Annotated in this window: 16 protein-coding genes; 12 read left to right on the forward strand and 4 right to left on the reverse strand. The window is 61.3% G+C overall.

All coding sequences use genetic code 11. The features are described from left to right. The first annotated feature begins 90 nt into the window (after positions 1 to 90). Positions 91 to 888 (forward strand): 3-oxoadipate enol-lactonase, encoded by a 798-nt coding sequence (gene pcaD, locus GTW23_RS00780; protein WP_252914257.1) that lies wholly within the window; start codon positions 91 to 93, stop codon positions 886 to 888. 39 nt (positions 889 to 927) lie between these two features. Further along, positions 928 to 2,295 (forward strand): GH1 family beta-glucosidase, encoded by a 1,368-nt coding sequence (locus GTW23_RS00785; protein ID WP_252914258.1) that lies wholly within the window; start codon positions 928 to 930, stop codon positions 2,293 to 2,295. Here GTW23_RS00785 and GTW23_RS00790 read toward each other — a convergent pair whose 3' ends face one another. The 3 genes from GTW23_RS00790 to trhO are packed head-to-tail and all read right to left on the reverse strand — an operon-like array spanning position 2,296 to position 5,506. Next, a complete protein-coding gene (locus GTW23_RS00790; RefSeq protein ID WP_252914259.1) occupies positions 2,296 to 3,300 on the reverse strand; it encodes a 4-hydroxyproline epimerase in 1,005 nt (334 codons plus the stop codon). A gap of 23 nt (positions 3,301 to 3,323) precedes the next feature. Further along, positions 3,324 to 4,568, reverse strand: a complete 1,245-nt coding sequence (locus GTW23_RS00795; RefSeq protein WP_252914261.1) for an NAD(P)/FAD-dependent oxidoreductase — start codon at positions 4,566 to 4,568, stop codon at positions 3,324 to 3,326. Beyond that, positions 4,565 to 5,506, reverse strand: coding sequence for an oxygen-dependent tRNA uridine(34) hydroxylase TrhO (gene trhO, locus GTW23_RS00800; RefSeq protein WP_252914262.1), 942 nt, complete (start codon positions 5,504 to 5,506; stop codon positions 4,565 to 4,567). The genes GTW23_RS00795 and trhO overlap by 4 nt, the downstream gene beginning before the upstream one ends. A 133-nt stretch (positions 5,507 to 5,639) precedes the next feature. On the opposite strand from trhO, the gene GTW23_RS00805 reads away from it, so the two are divergent. The 8 genes from GTW23_RS00805 to GTW23_RS00840 all read left to right on the forward strand — a co-directional run bounded on the left by GTW23_RS00805 (position 5,640) and on the right by GTW23_RS00840 (position 15,054). Further along, positions 5,640 to 6,278: a 2-dehydro-3-deoxy-phosphogluconate aldolase gene (locus GTW23_RS00805; protein WP_152010401.1), complete on the forward strand. Its 639-nt coding sequence runs from the start codon at positions 5,640 to 5,642 to the stop codon at positions 6,276 to 6,278. Between the two features lie 162 nt (positions 6,279 to 6,440). Continuing rightward, entirely contained in the window at positions 6,441 to 7,139 is a 699-nt protein-coding gene (locus GTW23_RS00810; protein WP_152010400.1) for a tellurite resistance TerB family protein, read from the forward strand. A gap of 154 nt (positions 7,140 to 7,293) precedes the next feature. Then, positions 7,294 to 9,087 (forward strand): sensor histidine kinase, encoded by a 1,794-nt coding sequence (locus GTW23_RS00815; RefSeq protein WP_252914263.1) that lies wholly within the window; start codon positions 7,294 to 7,296, stop codon positions 9,085 to 9,087. A gap of 81 nt (positions 9,088 to 9,168) precedes the next feature. Then, positions 9,169 to 10,536, forward strand: coding sequence for a sigma-54-dependent transcriptional regulator (locus GTW23_RS00820; RefSeq protein ID WP_252914264.1), 1,368 nt, complete (start codon positions 9,169 to 9,171; stop codon positions 10,534 to 10,536). A gap of 287 nt (positions 10,537 to 10,823) precedes the next feature. Then, positions 10,824 to 11,828, forward strand: coding sequence for a DctP family TRAP transporter solute-binding subunit (locus GTW23_RS00825; RefSeq protein WP_252914265.1), 1,005 nt, complete (start codon positions 10,824 to 10,826; stop codon positions 11,826 to 11,828). 90 nt (positions 11,829 to 11,918) lie between these two features. Then, positions 11,919 to 12,599 (forward strand): TRAP transporter small permease, encoded by a 681-nt coding sequence (locus GTW23_RS00830; protein ID WP_252914266.1) that lies wholly within the window; start codon positions 11,919 to 11,921, stop codon positions 12,597 to 12,599. A 6-nt stretch (positions 12,600 to 12,605) separates the two neighbouring features. Next, positions 12,606 to 14,222, forward strand: a complete 1,617-nt coding sequence (locus GTW23_RS00835; protein WP_252914267.1) for a TRAP transporter large permease — start codon at positions 12,606 to 12,608, stop codon at positions 14,220 to 14,222. A 211-nt stretch (positions 14,223 to 14,433) separates the two neighbouring features. Beyond that, a complete protein-coding gene (locus tag GTW23_RS00840; protein WP_252914268.1) occupies positions 14,434 to 15,054 on the forward strand; it encodes a LysE family translocator in 621 nt (206 codons plus the stop codon). Between the two features lie 211 nt (positions 15,055 to 15,265). Here the strand turns inward: GTW23_RS00840 and GTW23_RS00845 are convergent, their stop codons facing one another. Further along, on the reverse strand, positions 15,266 to 16,444 hold the full coding sequence (locus tag GTW23_RS00845) for a pyridoxal phosphate-dependent aminotransferase (protein ID WP_252915542.1): 1,179 nt from the start codon (positions 16,442 to 16,444) through the stop codon (positions 15,266 to 15,268). A gap of 82 nt (positions 16,445 to 16,526) precedes the next feature. Between GTW23_RS00845 and GTW23_RS00850 the strand changes: the two genes are divergently transcribed. Both GTW23_RS00850 and GTW23_RS00855 read left to right on the forward strand, forming a co-directional pair. Beyond that, a complete protein-coding gene (locus GTW23_RS00850; RefSeq protein ID WP_252914269.1) occupies positions 16,527 to 17,207 on the forward strand; it encodes a GNAT family N-acetyltransferase in 681 nt (226 codons plus the stop codon). Next, complete coding sequence (locus tag GTW23_RS00855; protein WP_252914270.1) at positions 17,207 to 17,671, forward strand: GNAT family N-acetyltransferase; 465 nt, start codon at positions 17,207 to 17,209, stop codon at positions 17,669 to 17,671. The genes GTW23_RS00850 and GTW23_RS00855 overlap by 1 nt, the downstream gene beginning before the upstream one ends. Positions 17,672 to 17,723: the final 52 nt, after the last annotated feature.

The raw sequence follows: 17,723 nt of genomic DNA on the forward strand, positions 1-17,723 counted from the left end.
CTGATTGAACAGTGTTTTGTTTGCGTGCCGGCGTTCTGTCGCGTAAATCAGGCTTCCAATCTGCAGATCATCCCGGAAGGAAGCCTCGCCATGCAATTTGCCCGCCTGAACGGTGTCGTCATCCATCACCAGGTGATCGGCGCGGCTCCGGACAAGCCCACTATCGTTTTCGCCAATTCGCTTGGAACGGACTACCGGATCTGGCGCGACGTGATCGTGCGGATGGTCGGTGACTACAGCATCATAGCCTATGACAAGCGCGGTCACGGCCTGTCGGAACTGGGCAATGCCGAAATCACCATGGATGATCATATCAATGACCTGATCGCATTGATCGAGCATTTCGAAGCCAAGAATGTCATCATCTGCGGACTTTCAGTCGGAGGCATGATCGCGCAAGGGGTGGCCGCCAAAAGGCCGGACCTGGTGCGCGCGATGATCCTGTGTGACACCGGCCACAAGATCGGGACGCCGGATATGTGGAACGCGCGGATCTCGGCGATCAAGGAGCAGGGAATTGCCGCGATTTCGGACGCGATCCTGGAGCGCTGGTTTGCCAAGGACTACCGCAGGGCCGACAATGCTGATTTTACCGGTTATCGGATGATGCTCGAACGCACACCGGTCGAAGGCTATGTCGGCACCTGTGCCGCGATTCGCGACAGCGATTTCACCAAGTCGAGTTCGGAACTAGTGATGCCGGTCATATGCGTGGTGGGCACCGAGGACGGCTCGACACCGCCGTCTCTGGTGGGGGAAATGGCGCGGCTGATCCCGGGCGCGATGTACCAGGAGATCCCCGGAGCCGCACACCTGCCCTGCATCGAGAAGCCGGTTGAACTGAGCGAGATCATCAAGGCCTTTACCGAACGGCTTTCGACGAACTGAAACCTGCCTCTGGAAGAGCATCACCTGAACGGGATCGACATGACATCCGAGACCTCGCCGCAGAAACTGGCCCGCCGGTTCCCGGACGCATTCCTGTTCGGGGTGGCAACGGCTTCTTACCAGATCGAGGGCGCGGCGACCGAGGACGGCCGCAAGCCGTCGATCTGGGATGCGTTCTCCCACATGCCCGGCCGGGTCAAGGGCGGGGACACCGGCGACGAGGCTTGCGATCATTACAATAGGCTCGACGCCGATCTCGACCTGATGGCTGAACTGGGCGTCGAGGCGTACAGGTTTTCCATTGCCTGGCCGCGGATCCTGCCTGACGGCACCGGTGCGATCAACGCAAAGGGATTCGACTTTTACGATCGTCTGCTCGATGGTCTGAAAGCCCGCGGCATCAAGGCGTTCGCGACGCTCTATCACTGGGACCTGCCGCTGGCGCTGATGGGGCGGGGCGGCTGGACGGACCGGGGGACAGCTGAGGCCTTTGCCGACTATGCCGGGATCGTCACCAGGCGTCTTGGGGACAGGCTCGACACCATCGTTACCTTCAACGAGCCGTGGTGCTCGGTTTATCTCGGCCATCTGATGGGGGTTCACGCGCCCGGCGAGCGGTCGATGCAAGCGGCGATGTCGGCGCTGCATGTCACCAATCTGGCGCATGGTCTCGGAGTGCAGGCGATAAGGGCGGAGCGGCCCGATCTGCCGGTCGGTATCGTTCTCAATGCGATGAGCGTGATGGCGGCCAGCGACAGCGATGCGGACCGCAAGGCCGCGGAACGGGCAAATGACTTTCACAACGGGGTCTTCTTCGGGCCGCTGTTCAAGGGATCCTATCCGCACTCCGTACTCGAGGGATGTCCGGTTCTTGAGGGACATATAAAGGACGGCGATCTCGAGACGATCCACCAGCCGCTCGATTTCTGGGGTCTGAACTATTACACGCCGATGCGGGTGAGGGACGATGCCGCATCACAGTTTCCGCATGTGGCTGGCGCGCCGGCGGTCCAACCGGGGAAGACCGACATCGGCTGGGAAATCGAGCCGATGGGCCTGTCGCACGTGGTCAAGGATCTCTATGGCCGCTACACGCTGCCGGAATTCTATATCACCGAGAACGGAGCCGCCGACAACACCGAAGTCGAGAACGGTGCCGTCAGCGATACGATGCGGCTCGATTACATCGCAAGCCATCTCTCGGTGGCTGCCGACCTGATTGCCGAGAACTATCCGCTGAAGGGCTATTTCGCCTGGAGCCTGATGGACAATTTCGAGTGGGCCGAGGGCTATTCGCAGCGTTTCGGCATCGTGCATGTCGATTATGGAACGCAGACACGCACCATCAAGCAATCCGGCTACTGGTATCAGTCGCTGATCGCCGCCCACGAGGCAGGCAATAGCTGATCAGCGGACGACGAAACCGTGGGCGAAAGGGTCTTCCTCGTCGTCGATGGTGATGGAGTTCAGCCCCGTTTCGACCGCCCAGCCGGCGATCGAAGGGATGATTGCGGGTTTGCCGGCCACTTGGGTTGCTTCCTCGACCCGGCCATGAAACAGCGACCCGATGATGCTCTCGTGGACGAAATCGTCGCCGGGGTTGAGTTTGCCTTTGGCCGCCCACTGCGCCATGCGCGCCGATGTGCCGGTGCCGCAGGGCGAGCGGTCGATGGCCTTGTCACCGTAAAAGACCGCATTGCGGGCATGGGCCTCGGGTCTGGTCGGCGCTCCGGTCCAGAGGACATGGCTTAATCCGCGGATATCGGGCTTTTCCGGATGGACGAACTCGTGCTCGCTGTTGAGGCGTTCGCGCAAAGCCGGACTCATGCGAACCAGATCGCCGGCCGAGAAGTCCGCCATGTCGGCGAAATTTTCCTGGGCATCGACGATGGCGTAGAAATTGCCGCCATAGGCAACATCGACGGTAATCTCGCCCAGACCTTCGCACCAAGTCCTGATGCCGGTTGAATGCAGGAAGGCCGGCACGTTGGTCAGCCGGACTTCGGTAACCTTGCGGCCGTTCTGCTGATAACGGGCGACGATGCGCCCGGCTGGCGTGTCGATCGCCAGCACGCCCGGTTCGCGCGGGCTGACAAGGCCATTCTCGATCGCCATCGTCACCGTGCCGATGGTGCCGTGGCCGCACATCGGCAGGCAGCCCGAAGTCTCGATGAACAGGAAGGCGATGTCGCAATCGTCCCGTGTCGGCGGATAGAGTATGGCGCCCGACATCATGTCGTGGCCACGCGGCTCGAACATCAGGCCGGTACGAATCCAGTCATACTCGGCGAGGAAATGCGCCCGACGCTCGAGCATTGTCCCGCCGTCAAGCTGCGGGCCACCGCCGGTTACGACGCGGACCGGGTTGCCGCAGGTGTGGCCGTCGATGCAGAAGAAACGATTGCGCGCCATGGCTTGCTCTCACTACGGGGTTATCAAAAACGGTCGGGCCGGCAGGCGGCGATGTCAATACTCGGAGTCCGGTTGCCCGCCAGATCGGCGATCAGCCGCCCCATGGCTGCCGCCTGGGTCAGCCCGAGATGGCCATTGCCGAAGCCGAGCAGGATCGACGGATCCTCGGGGAGGACGCCGATCACCGGCAGGCTGTCGGGCAGGGAAGGCCGGAATCCCATCCATTCGACGCCTCCGGTGGTTTTTAGTCCTGGCAGGAAGGTTGCGGCCTTTTCGAGCATGGATTTCGAGCGGGCATAGTTTGGCGGCAAGTCGAGGCCGCCGAGTTCGACCGCGCCGCCGACCCGCACGCCGGTCGAAAGCGGCGTCATGACGAAGCCATGGTTGCCAAAGATCAGCTGGCGCTTGAGGTCGAATGCGCCCTTGGGCAGCGTGGTGTTGTAGCCGCGCTCGGTGTCGAGCGGAATGCGCAGCTTGGTGACCGGGTTGATCAGGCGCGTCGACCAGGCCCCGGCGCAGATGACGATGCGGTCGGCGTCGCGCGTGGTGCCGTCAGCAAGCCTGACAGATGGGCCCGCTTCGGACCGCTCCAGACCCGCGGCCTCAGCCTTTTCGAAGGTGGCTCCGCAGCGTTCCGCATGGGCCCAGAGCGCCAGGGCAAAGGCCTGCGGTTCGGACACGGTCTTCCAGCCGGGGACATAGGTGCCGGCGACAAAGCGCGATAACAGTCCGGGCTGAAGCTCGGCCAGCCTCTCGCCGCGGACATGCTCGAAGGCGATGCCGGCCTGTTCCCGCTGCTGCCAGCCGGCAGAAGCGGCTTTGAGCTCTCCTTCGCTTTCGTAAAGTTCCAGTGAGCCGTCATGGCGCACCATCGCACCAATACCGGCCCGGTCGACCAGCGCCATCATCTCGACCTCGGCAAGCCGCATCAGCGCTGTCTGCGTTTCGATGGAAGCCCTGTAGCGGGCGGGAAGGCTGGCCTTCCAGAATTGCCAGAGCCAGGGTGTGAGCCGCGGCAGATAGGACGGACGGATGGTCAGCGGGCCGAGCGGATCAAGCAGCCATTTCGGCGCCCTGAGCAAGATCTTCGGCGAGGCCAGCGGCATGATGTCGGAGAATGCCAGTGCCGCGGCATTGCCCTTGCTTGTTTCCTGCGCAAGGCCGGATCGATCGATTACGGTGACCTTGTGCCCGGCTTCTGAAAGCAGTGCTGCGGTGGCGATGCCGACCACGCCGCCGCCAACAATGATGATCCTTCTGGGGCTCATGCGTCCTCAGCTTCAGCGCGTGTTGCGGCGCGCTCGGCCAGCATCTGGCGGTGGCGCATGCGGAAGCGGACGCGGTCTTCCTCGGTGCGGCTGTGGTAGCAGTGCGGACAGGACGCGCCTTCCTCGTAGAGCGGCGAGGCCTGCTCCTCGGGCGTCACCGGATTGCGGCATGCGCGGCAGAGTATCTCGTCGCTTTCGCGAAGGCCGTGGGTGACAGCCACGCGCTCATCGAAGACAAAGCAGGAGCCCTGCCAGAGGCTTTCGTCTTCGGGAACATTCTCCAGGTATTTCAGAATTCCGCCCTTGAGATGGTAGACATTCTCATAGCCCTTTGCGCGCATGAAGGCGGTTGCCTTCTCGCAGCGGATGCCGCCGGTACAGAACATGGCGATTGGCTTGCTCTTGTCTTCGATGCCGGCCTTTTCCACCCAGTCCGGGAACTCCCGGAAGGTGCTGGTTTCAGGATTGATCGCACCCTTGAAGGTGCCGATGCCGACTTCGTAATCGTTGCGGGTATCGATTACGACGGTGTCAGGATCCGAAATCAACCTGTTCCAGTCCGCCGGGTCGACATAGGCGCCGACACCCTCCAGCGGATCGATGTCGGGTACACCCATGGTGACGATTTCCTTTTTCAGTCGCACCTTCATGCGCCTGAACGGCATCTTGTGGGCACTGCTTTCCTTGTGCTCCAGGGTTTCGAGCCCGGGAATGGCCCGAAGGTGGGACAGCAGGGCATCGATGGCCGAGCGGGAGCCGGCAATGGTTCCGTTGACGCCTTCGCGGGCCAGCAGCAGGGTGCCCTTGACGCCCTGCTCGGCGCATAATTCCGCCAGCGGCGGCTGCAGCGCTTCATGGCCCTCGAGGCGGGCGAAATGGTACAGCGCCGCGACGACCACGGGCTGGTTCGGGGCGGGTGTTTTGGCAGGTGTCTTCATGCCAGCCGCAATAGCGCGTTCGCGCATTTCAGGCAATCGGTCTGTGGTGCCCGGTTGAGGCCGCAGCGTAGACAATCCCTGGACGAAAGGCTATTCGGTGCGCTCCTGTTGATGACGCGAAAGGACAAGCGCCATGGGTGAAAAAACCCAAGCCCTCATTTCCATTCTGAAATTGCAGCCTGTGGTGCCCGTACTTGTCATCAAGGATCTCGCTCATGCGGTACCTCTGGCGCGTGCCCTGGTCGCGGGCGGGCTGAAAGCCATCGAAATCACCATGAGGACGCCGGTGGCGCTGGAGGCAATCCGCGCGGTGGCAGATGAGGTCGAGGGTGCTGTTCCCGGCGCCGGTACGGTGCTGAACGCGAAACAGTACCACCAGGCTGTCGAGGCTGGATCGCAATTCATCGTTTCACCCGGGACGACGCTTGAACTTCTGGATGTTGCCCGCAAGTCGCCGGTGCCGTTGTTGCCGGGAGCTGCCACGCCGAGTGAGGTAATGGCGCTCAGGGAAGAAGGCTATGAGGTCCTCAAGTTCTTTCCGGCAGAACAGGCAGGTGGCGCCGCCTACCTCAAATCGCTTTCATCGCCGCTGGCCGGAATGATGTTCTGCCCGACCGGCGGGATCACGCCAGACAATGCACGTGACTACCTCTCGTTGCCGAACGTGGTTTGCGTTGGTGGGTCCTGGGTGGCCCCCAATGCGCTGGTCGAAGCCGGAGACTGGGATGGCATCACCCGGCTGGCCACAGAGGCATCGCGGTTTTCTGCCTGAGATCACTGCTTTTTCTTGTCGTCATCGAAGCCACCGGTGCGTGGCCTCGATGCGTCAGTGTCAGAAGTCGACCATGGTTTGAAAGCGGGTCCGCGAATTCCTATCTGATGCTGGAAGCGGCCGGAACGCGCTGCCACACCAGGAAGACAAGGACCTGCACCAATGTTCGATCCCAAAGCCCTGCTTGACCAGTTTCTCGGCTCCAACGTTCCCGGTACCCAAGGTACGGTGCGTGACAAGGCCAGCCAGGCGACGCAGCTTGCCAAGGACAATCCGCTGGCCACGGGTGCGATCGTGGCCGTGCTCCTGGGGACAGGAACAGGACGGGCGATCGGCGGGTCAGCCCTGAAACTTGGCGGCATGGCCGCCATTGCCGGTCTCGGCTACCAGGCCTGGAAAAACTACCAGGCCGGAAAGACGCCGGTGGAGGGCGCAGCCGCACAGCAGCCTGAAATGCTGGCACCGCCCGCGGACTCGGATTTCTCCGCCGAACCGGCCCGTGTCGACAGCGATTTCGCCCTCTCGTTGATCCGGATAATGATTGCCGCGGCGCGGGCGGACGGCCATGTGGATGATGCGGAGCGCGCGCGGATTCACGACAAGCTGGCGCTGTCGGGTCTCGGCGAAGACGCCATCGCGTTTCTTGATGACGAGCTGTCGAAGCCCGTCGACATGGACGGCATCTTGGCCTCAGCTTCAACCGAGGTTCAAAAAATCGAGATGTTTACTGCTGCGCGGCTTGCGATCGACCCCGACACAAGGGCTGAACGCGGGTTTCTTGACCTGCTGGCAGGCCGTCTTGGGCTGGCCGATCCCCTGGTTGACCATATCGAGGCAACGGTCGCGGCGGCTAAGGTCTGATCATCAAGGTATCTCAGTCTCTTGGTGGGGTCTCGCGCCGGGTTTTTTCACCCGGCCCGGGACTGACGCTGCAATGAAGCCGGCTCCCGGGCGACCGTGAAATCCCGTCGCCCGGGAGATTTCCTTTGGCGATGATTGGCTCTAGAGTCAGCCGATGCAATCGCGCGCCGCCATCGAGAGACAATTCCGCCGGTTCAGGTTTGGCCTGTTTGTTGTCTGGGCCATCCTGCTGGCGATCATCGTGGCATGGTCCGTCCGCTCGGCCAGAGAGCGTGCGCTTTCGGAGGTCATGCAGAAGGCCGGCGAGACACTGTCGGTGCAAACCGAAATCCTGTCCGGCGTTCTCGACAAGTACCGCCTGCTTCCGCCATTGCTGTCACGCCAATCATCAATCCGAGCATTGTTCGTTCGCGATGCCGAAGGCAACGCTCAGGCTCTGGATGCGCGCAGGATTGCTGAATCGACTGCGAGCATGTCGGCTGCCATGGATGTGGCCTTTTTCTTTCCTGACGGAGAATTGCTGGCGAATGCTCGGGGTTCACTCGTCGATCGCGCTGAAGGGTTGCCGGAGCTTATCGAGGTCGCCCTTCAGGGCAGGCTGGGCCGTGCAGCTGTTGCCAACAGGCAAGGAGAGCGGACCTATGCTTTCTCTTCCGGCGTTCACCGCGAGGGAAAATTCGTCGGTGTCGTGATCGTCTATGTCGACTTCTATCGGGTCGAAGCAGCCTGGGCGCTGTCGGCGCGCCGTATCTTTGTCACCGACAAGACAGGCACCGTGTTTCTGGCAAATGATGCTGCCTGGCGGCTCAAGAACATCGCCGACCTGCGCGAGACGGCAGAGAGCGACCGGTATCTAATCGATGGCCGTTTCGAACGGCGACTGGATCTTGTTCGCGGCCTGCCTCTGCTGGAATGGGATCTGCATGTGTTGGCCGATCCAGCCCCGGTGGCTGCGGCACGTCTGAGCGCGGCGTCGATTGCGACGCTTGTCGGGCTGCTTGCCGGGATGATCGCCCTCGTGGTTCTCCGCCGCAACGAGGAGGCGATCATCAAGGCGCGCACCGACCGGGCCACCGCGCTGCGTCTTGAGCGCGTTGTCAGGGACCGGACGCGGGCGCTCTCAATCACCAACCAGTCGCTCAGCCAGGAAGTCGAGGTCCGCCGCGAGGCGGAGGAGCGATTGCGCAAGACACAGAACGAACTGGTGCAGACCGCAAAGCTCGCCGCGCTCGGACAGATGTCTACGGCGCTGAGCCATGAATACAATCAGCCATTGGCCGCGATACGGTCCTATTCCGACAACGCCTTGCGGTTTCTCGACAAGGGTGCACTTTCCGAGGTTTCGGGCAATCTGGCGCGGATCAACGGACTGGTCGAGCGCATGGCGGAGCTGTCAAGAACGCTGCTTTCCTTCTCGCGCAAGCCGGGCGCCAGCGTTGGACCGGTTCCGCTTGGCACCATTATCGACGAAGCCTTGTTGCTGGCGCGCCCGCGGGCGCGGGCCGCAGGTATCACCGATATTCGCGTCGGTGACGGCGTTTCGGGGCTCTTCGTGCTGGGTGGCAGGATCAGGCTCGGGCAGGTGTTCGTCAATCTCGTCAACAATGCGATCGATGCTCTTTCCGGGCAGGCCGATGCGACAGTTGAGATCGACGCGCGGCGGCAGGGAGACCGTGTCGTCGTCACCGTTATCGATAACGGTCCGGGGGTCGACCCCGCGCAGTTGCCGAAGGTCTTCGAGCCTTTTTTTACCACCAAGGGGGTGGGTGAGGGGATTGGTATCGGCTTGTCCATCGTTGACAATATCATCCGTGATTTTGGCGGAACCATCATGGTGGACAACAGACCGGAAGGCGGGGCCTGTTTCACGATCAATCTGCGGGCAGCGGAGGCTGACGTGGCTGGAAGGAATGACCACACGGCGCCAGCCGCTGAAGCGGCAATTTAAGCGGCAATGCCATGATGCTGGACAAAACGGCTGCTTCATGATTTCAGGCAGTGCAGAAATTGACCCGGGAGGAGCCCCAATTTGGAAGACAGTTCAGCGCTGAGGCCGCAGGACAGGGTCGTGCATCTGGTCGATGACGATGCCGACCTCAGGCATGCGCTGAAGCAATCGCTGGAACTCGAGGGGTTGAGTGTGAGGTGCCACACCGGCGCAGAGGATATCGGTGATCTGCCGCTTCGCAGTCTCTATGGTGTGATTGTCTCCGATATCCGGATGCCGGGCATGGATGGTCTCGCGCTGATGCGCCACATTCTGGGTGTCGACCCTACTCTTCCGGTCGTGCTCATCACCGGACATGGCGACGTTCAGATGGCTGTCGAAGCGATGCGTGCCGGCGCCTACGACTTCATCGAGAAGCCGTTTGCCGCAAATCGCCTGTTCTCGGTGGTCGAGCGGGCGCTCGAGAAGCGCCGGCTGGTGCTGGAAAACCGTTCGCTGCGAAATGCGCTCGAAGGCAGCGACGATCTTTCGTCGCGGCTGGTGGGCCGCAATCCTGCCATCCAGCGGCTGCGGGCACAGATTTCGGCCGTGGCCGATACCGATGCCGATGTGCTGATCACCGGCGAAACGGGAACCGGCAAGGAAGTCGTCGCCCGGGCGCTTCATGATTTCGGTCCACGGCGCAAGGGCAACTTTGTTGCGATCAATTGCGCGGCGCTGCCGGCCGATATCTTTGAATCCGAACTGTTCGGCCACGAGGCCGGCGCGTTCACCGGGGCGCAGAAACTCAGGATCGGAAAGCTCGAACATGCCAATGGCGGCACGGTCTTTCTTGACGAGATTGAATCCATGCCGATCGACCTGCAGGCCAAACTGCTGCGCGCGATCGAGGAAAGGTCGATCGAGCGGCTTGGATCGAACAGGCAGGTGGCGCTCGATGTGCGTTTCGTGGCGGCGACCAAGGCTGATCTGAACAACAACCCAGCGTTCCGAACAGACCTTTACTACCGGCTGAATGTAATCACCCTGGATATTCCAGCCCTGCGCGCCCGCAAAGACGACATTCCGTTGCTGTTCTTCCACCTGGCACGCGAAGCCCGTGCCCGCTACCGCCGCGAGATCCCGGAGATCGCGCCGCAGATCGAGGCCGGGCTGCTTGCCCATGACTGGCCCGGCAATGTGCGCGAGTTGCGAAACGTGGCGGACCGGTTCGTGCTCGGCATGTGGGCGGGTTTCGGCTCCGAGCCCGACACGGGGCTCGAGATCGGAAGCGGCAGTCTCGCAGAGCGGATGGACGCGTTCGAGAGCGCGGTGATCAGGGCCGAGATCAGCCGCAATGGCGGTGCGCTGAAGCCCACCTATGAGAAGCTTGGGGTCTCCCGCAAGGGCTTGTATGAAAAGATGCGGCGGCTGGGGATCTCATCCGGAGACAGTGCCGATGGGTCGTAGAGTGCCCATGCTTGCCTGCTGACGGGTTGTCTGTTGCCCGTAATCGCGGCCGCGCATCATGCTTTTCCCCTCCTTGATGCCGTAGCTTGTGCTGTTTGAGCTTATTTTGCTGCTTTTACCCCTTCATTCTTCAATTGGCACGGGCCTTGCAGAGCTCTTACGCTGAATGCGGTGGACGGGAGGTCATCGCCGGGAGGATGCCGGGCCAAAGCCCGGTCCTGCCGCTTCCTCCGGTCTGCGCTTCGCTTGACAAGTTCCGGGCATATTGCCCCAGTGGAGGATATCTCATGAAAAAGCTTCTTCTCGGCGCCGTTTCCGCCGCCGCTCTCCTGTTCACCGCCAATGCCGCTTCGGCCAATTGCGATGACGGCGAGATGGTCATCAAGTTCAGCCACGTGGTAGCTGCAACCGGTCACCCCAAGGGTGACGCCGCCACGCTGCTCGCCGAGCGCGTGAACTCCGAAATGAACGGCAAGGCCTGCATGGAAGTGTTCGCCAACTCGACGCTGTTCGACGACGACAAGGTACTTGAAGCCCTGTTGCTGGGCGACGTCCAGCTCGCAGCGCCTTCGCTGTCGAAGTTCGAGGCCTACACGCTCAAGTACCGCCTGTTCGACCTTCCGTTCCTGTTTGCAAGCCTCAAGGCTGTCGACAGCTTCACGCAGTCGGATGCCGGCAAGGGCCTGCTGACGGTTATGGAAGATGTCGGCTACACCGGCCTGGGCTACTGGTCCTCAGGCCTGAAGCAGTTCTCTGCCAACAAGCCGCTGCTGGTGCCTTCGGATGCCGATGGCCTGAAGTTCCGCGTTCAGACCTCGGACGTTGCCGTGGCAATGATCGAAGCCATGGGTGGTTCCGCCCAGAAGCTTGCTTTCAAGGAAGTCTACGGCGCGCTGCAGACCGGCGTTGTCGACGGGCAGGAAAATTCCTGGTCGAACATCTACACCCAGAAGTTCTTCGAAGTGCAGGATGGCGTTACCGAAACCAACCACCAGCTGCTGGCCTACCTTCTGGTGACCTCGACGGAATGGCTCAACAGCCTTGACGCCGATGTGCGTGACCAGTTCGTCTCCATCGTCAACGATGTGACCAACGAAGCCAATGCTTCGGTCGCTGCCAAGGAAGCAGCCAACCGCCAGAACATTCTGGATGCCGGTGGCACCATCCGCGAACTCGATGCTGCGCAGCGCAAGGCATGGGTCGATGCGATGAAGCCGGTGTGGTCGAAGTTCGAAGGCGATATCGGCACCGACCTGATCGATGCCGCCGTGGCTTCGAACGACGCCAGCTAAACAAGACGCGAGCTCGAAAAAAGGGTGGACCCGGGAAAGGCCGGGTCCACCCCGACGACGGCTGGGGCATCCGGCATCCTGGGGGACGCAATGAATATCTATCTGCCTTACATCATCATGGGCGCGGTGATTGCGCTTTTCTGGCTTGCGGAACGCCGCAACCCGGATGCGGTCACCCGGTTTGAAGAAAACGTGCTGGCTTTTCTTCTGGCGCTCATCACGATTGTTTCCTTCACACAGGTGGTGGCCCGCTACGGCTTCAACAGCGGCTGGACCGGAGCGCTGGAATTCACCCGGATCCTGTTTGCGTGGATGATCCTGTTCGGGATGAGTTATGGGCTCAAGCAGGGCATGCATTTGGGCGTCGACGCGCTGCTGCGGCTGTTTCCCAAACCGGTGTTCCGGTTCTTCGCCATCTTCGGCGCTGTCTGCGCCTTTCTCTATGCCGCCATTCTGATCGAATCGGCATGGCTCGGGATCTTCGGCGCCAACACCAGCGGCGGCGCGATGGTTTACTGGGCGAAATTCTTCCAGATCGGCATCGGCCTCGATGACCTGCGCTATCCGGAATGGATGCAGGAGACATTCGGCCTGAAGGAGCGGGTGCAGCGCTGGATTGCCTACCTCATTCTGCCGATCGGACTGGGCCTTTTCGGTTTTCGTGCGCTGCAGGCCATGGTGGCCATCTGGCGCGGTGACCGTGAGCTGATCATTGCCGGACATGAGGCGGAAGACCTCGTTGCCGAAAACCGCAACGTGCTGAAGGACTGATCCGTCATGGAAACCGCAATTCTCTTCATTCTCGTCCTCGGGCTTCTGTTTGTCGGCGTGCCGGTTGCAGTGTCGCTGGGTCTTTCCTCGATCATCCTGATCGCCTTCTTTTCCGCCGACTCGATGTCCTCGGTCGCCATCCAGCTGTTCACTGCCGCGCAGAACTACACATTGCTTGCCATTCCGTTCTTCGTGCTGGCCTCGGCGTTCATGTCGACCGGGGGCGTGGCCAAGCGTATCATACGCTTTGCCATTGCAACGGTGGGGCATTTTCGCGGTGGCCTGGCCATGGCGAGCGTGCTCGCCTGCATGCTTTTTGCCGCACTGTCCGGGTCTTCCCCGGCTACCGTGGTGGCGATCGGCACCATTGCCATCGCCGGGATGCGGCAGGTTGGATACTCCAAGGAGTTCGCGGCCGGCATCATTGCCAATGCGGGAACGCTCGGAATTCTGATTCCGCCATCGATCGTCATGGTGGTCTATGCCGCGGCCACGGATGTGTCGGTCGGTCGCATGTTCCTTGCCGGTGTGATCCCGGGCATTCTTGCCGGTCTCATGCTGATGATCGCGATCTACATCGTGGCGCGGATCAAGGGTCTGCCGTCTGAACCCTGGCGTGGATTTGGCGAAATCGTCGCCGGCGGCAAGGACGCAGGCTGGGGCCTGTTCCTGATCATCATCATCATTGGTGGCATCTATGGCGGCGTCTTCACGCCTACCGAGGCTGCGGCCGTGGCTGCGATCTACTCGTTCTTCATTGCCATCTTCATCTATCGCGACATGGGGCCCATGGCGGGCATCACATGGGTCAACGATACGGATTCGCGCCGGGCACGCGCCGGCTTTTCGGGTCTGGTCTATGCGGTGGCGTTCTATTTCGTCTGGATGATCCTGTCGTTCTTTGCCACAAGTGGTTCCGAGACGGTCACCTTTGCCGGTCGCTCAAACCTGGGACTTGCGATTTCGCTCTTCATTCTCGTGGCCTACACTGCCTGGCGCGGTGAAAAGGGAATTGCCGGTGTGCCTGCCGCGCTGATGGCCGGCTTGCCGATCTGGGGCCGCAACCTGTCGCTGATGGGCCGGAATTTCGGCCGCGCCTTCTTCAACGAAGACACGCGCAAGGTGATGGTCGACGCTTCCAAGACCACCATCATGCTGATGTTCATCATCGTCAACGCCCTGTTGTTCGCCCACGTGCTGACGTCCGAGCGCATTCCCGACGCCATCACCGATTTGATGCTGGGCTACGGCTTCACCTGGTTCACTTTCCTGATCGCGGTCAATATCCTGCTGTTGATCGGTGGACAGTTCATGGAACCGTCGGGCCTGCTGCTGATCGTGGCGCCGGTTGTGTTTCCGATCGCGATGGAACTGGGTGTCGATCCGGTACATCTCGGCATCATCATGGTGGTCAACATGGAGATCGGCATGATCACGCCGCCGATCGGGCTCAACCTGTTTGTCACCTCCGGGATTACCGGGATGAGCCTGGTGCAGGTGGTGCGCGCGGCGCTGCCGTTCGTTGCGGTGCTTTTCCTGTTCCTGATCATCGTGACCTATGTGCCGGCGATCTCCACATGGTTGCCCTACAGTCTGATGGGGCCAGAGATCGTGACCAGATAGGCAAGTTGGGTGCCTCAGACAAAGAAAACCCAAAACCAGACTTCTCGGGGCGCGAAAGCGCCCCGTTTTTCATTTGGGGCCGATGCAGGCGGACATGCCAATGGTTGGGCAACGCTTCGGTCTCGATCAGCTTCCGTGATGGCTGGCTTCAGAAAAAGTCATTGTTTGCCGCGTTGTGCTTGCCCCGGTCCGGTGCAATGCTGCCGCCACAATGAGCGATATCAACTTTCCCCTGATCCTGACTGCGGCCTTGCTGGCGACTGCCAGCCCGGGTCCCTCCACCCTTGCGATTGCCGGAACCGCTATGGCCCACGGGCGTGCGCAGGCGCTGGCGCTGGTGGCAGGTATCGCCTGTGGTTCCTGGAGCTGGTCTGTCGCCGCCGCGCTTGGGCTTGGCGCGCTGATGCAAGCCAATGCCTGGGTCTTCGAAGTGCTGCGCTATTGCGGTGCCGGTTACCTTCTGTTTCTGGCTTACAAGAGCGCCCGCAGCGCGCTATCTCCGGGTCATGCAAAGCTCCGTTCGGTTTCCGTGGGAAGTTACCGCGCTTCCTATGGCAAGGGGCTGGCGATGCATCTGACCAATCCCAAGGCGATCCTGTTCTTCGGAGCATTGTTTTCGGTCGGTGTGCCAGTCACAGCCTCGCCGCTTGAGATCGGCTTGGTGGTGGTTGTCGTCGGCTTGCAGAGCCTAGCGGTTTTTGCGGCCTACGCGCTGATGTTTTCCAGCAGCCGGATCGTGGCGATGTATCTGCGTATGCGACGGTGGTTCGAAGGCGCGTTTGCCGTCGCGTTCGGCCTCGCCGGGATAACGCTTCTCACCCGGCGGATGTGACGCCGCTGCCTGCCAGAGGCCTGCACTGGTGAACCATTACCGATCCCGAATTGGCGCATTCTGGAAGCTGCAGGTCAAATCAGGCCATCGGGCGTTTAGACGTCGTTAACCTTTGAAGCGCACCCTGATCCTCAGACATGCCCCTTCACTCCTCCCAAGAACGGCATGACGGATAAGGGCGGCGAAAGCCGCCCTTGATCTGTGGACCGTATCAGGTCTTGCCAGCAGCGAGGAACTCACCGACCCTCTTGATCGCGCTTTCGATGTTCTCGTCGGAATTGGCGCAGGACACCCGGATGTAGCCCTCTCCGAGGATGCCGAAATCAGGCCCTCCGATCAGGGCTACCCCCGCTTCTTCAAGCAATGCGCTCGCAAGCTTCTTGGACTTCCAGCCGGTGGCCGAAATGTTCGGGAATGCGTAGAAGGCGCCTTTTGGCAGAATGCACGAGACACCGGGCAAATCGTTGAGCAGGTCGGTGACCAGCCGGCGGCGGCGGTCAAAAGCCGTGAGCATCTCGGCCACCGCGTCCTGCGGTCCGTCGATTGCGGCGATACCGGCGAATTGAGACGGCGCGTTGACGCATGACCAGCAGTTGACCGCGAGCTTGCGAACATAACCGATCAGGCTGTCGGGCCAGATCGACCAGCCCATGCGCCAGCCGGTCATGGCCCAGGTCTTGGACCAGCCATTGAGCACGATCAGCCGGTCGCGGATTTCAGGATAGGTCAGCAGCGAGGTATGGCTCTCGCCGTCATAGGTCATCACATCGTAGATCTCATCGGACAGGATGGCGACCTGCGGGTGTGCGGCGAGGCCCGCCACTAGCTTGTCGATTTCCGCCTTTGGCGTGACGCCGCCGGTCGGGTTTGCGGGTGAGTTCAGAATCAGCAGCCGTGTCTGCGGCGTGATCAGAGCCAGGGTCTCTTCGGCCGAGAAGGCGAAGCCGTTTTCTTCGCGCATCGGCACGGGAATCGGGTTTGCGCCGACATGCTCGATCATCGAGCGATAGATCGGAAAGCCGGGGTCCGGATACAGGATATCGACACCCGCTTCGCCCAGCATGCGGATGGCTGCGTACATGGTGGGCTTGCCGCCCGGCATGATCATCACGCTGTCGGGCGAGATCTCGACGCCGGTCATGAAATGGGTGCGGCGGCATACGGCTTCGCGTGTCTGAAGAAGGCCGTTGGCCGGGGTGTAGCCGTGATGGCCGTCGCGCAGGGCTTTTACCGCTGCCTCGACGATATGCCCCGGAGTTTTGAAGTCGGGCTGTCCGATGCCGAGGTTGATGATGTCGCGGCCCTGGTTGGCAAGTTCGGTGGCGCGCGCCAGAACGGCGAAGGCATTTTCCTCGCCGATGCGGTCGAAGGCTGCAACTGGATGGATCATCGTGGTTTTCCTGCCGAAGGTGGTTGTCTTGTCCGCTGAACTCATGTCCTATCCCGGCGCGAATTTCAATTCAGGTGGCAAAATGCGTGATTTGAGCAAATGGACGCCGAGGGCGGCGCCGGCGGGTTTTTCGTCGACGGGGCGTTACGTGATGGTCGAACCCTACAGGCGCGAGGTCCATGAAACGATCTTGTGGAACGCTCTCGGCGGGGCAGGCGTCAGCGAGCTGATCCGCTATTTTCCGAACGGCCCCTATGCGGAGCCGTCCCAGCTGTGTGACTGGCTGGACCGGTCACAGCGCGAGCTCGGATGGGTGACCTGTATTTTCCGCAGCCGGACAACTGGTGACATCGTCGGCATGGCATCGCTGATGCGGCCCGATCCGGCGAACGGGGTGGTCGAAGTCGGTTCGGTGGCGCATGGCGCAGCGATGGCGCGAACCCCGATGTCGACCGAAGCACACTACCTGATGGCGCGGCACGTCTTCGATGATCTCGACTACCGCCGGTACGAATGGAAGTGCCACAACGAGAATGGACCTTCCAAGGTTACCGCCGCCCGGCTTGGCTTCCAGTTCGAAGGCGTTTTTCGCCAGCACATCGTGTCGAAGGGCGCCAATCGCGATACTGCCTGGTTCTCGATGATTGACGGCGAGTGGCCGGCTCTCAAGACGGCCTTCGAGGCGTGGCTCGAACCGTCTAATTTCAATCAGGATGGAGCGCAGAAAAGACGGCTGGAGGACATCAGGGCAGGGCAGGTCTGATGGACTTGCGGCGGGCCTCGATCGAAGACCGATCACGTGTGGAGCTGTTTCAGCGAGCGGCCTACGCCCGGACAGAGGCTGCGGTCGGTGCGCGGGCCATCCCGCTCGAGTGGGACTACGGCCTGATCTTCGAGCAATGCGAGGTCTGGCTGGACGAACGCGACGGGGTGCTTGCGGGCGTGCTCATCCTGCGCGTGCTCGAGGACGAGCTTTTTCTCGAGTCCATCGCGACCGCACCGGATTTTGCGGGAACAGGTTGCGGCCGGCAGATGCTCGAAGCGACATTCCGGCGGGCGGCTGAAATCGGGCTGAACCGCGTCGGGCTGATCACCAACAGCCGTAACCCGGCGCTTGCATGGTATGGTCGCATGGGGTTTTCAGTGATCCATGAAGAGGTCGAGGAAAACCGCCGCATCGTTCACATGACGAGGCCTGTTTCAACGCTTAGAGCGTCCCAAGGATGAATTTCGGGCATCGGAAGCTTCATGTCGAGCCGAAGGTGTTGCAGTGAAGCCG

This window comes from Parahoeflea alexandrii, assembly GCF_024105735.1.
GTDB classification, from domain to species: domain Bacteria; phylum Pseudomonadota; class Alphaproteobacteria; order Rhizobiales; family Rhizobiaceae; genus Hoeflea; species Hoeflea alexandrii.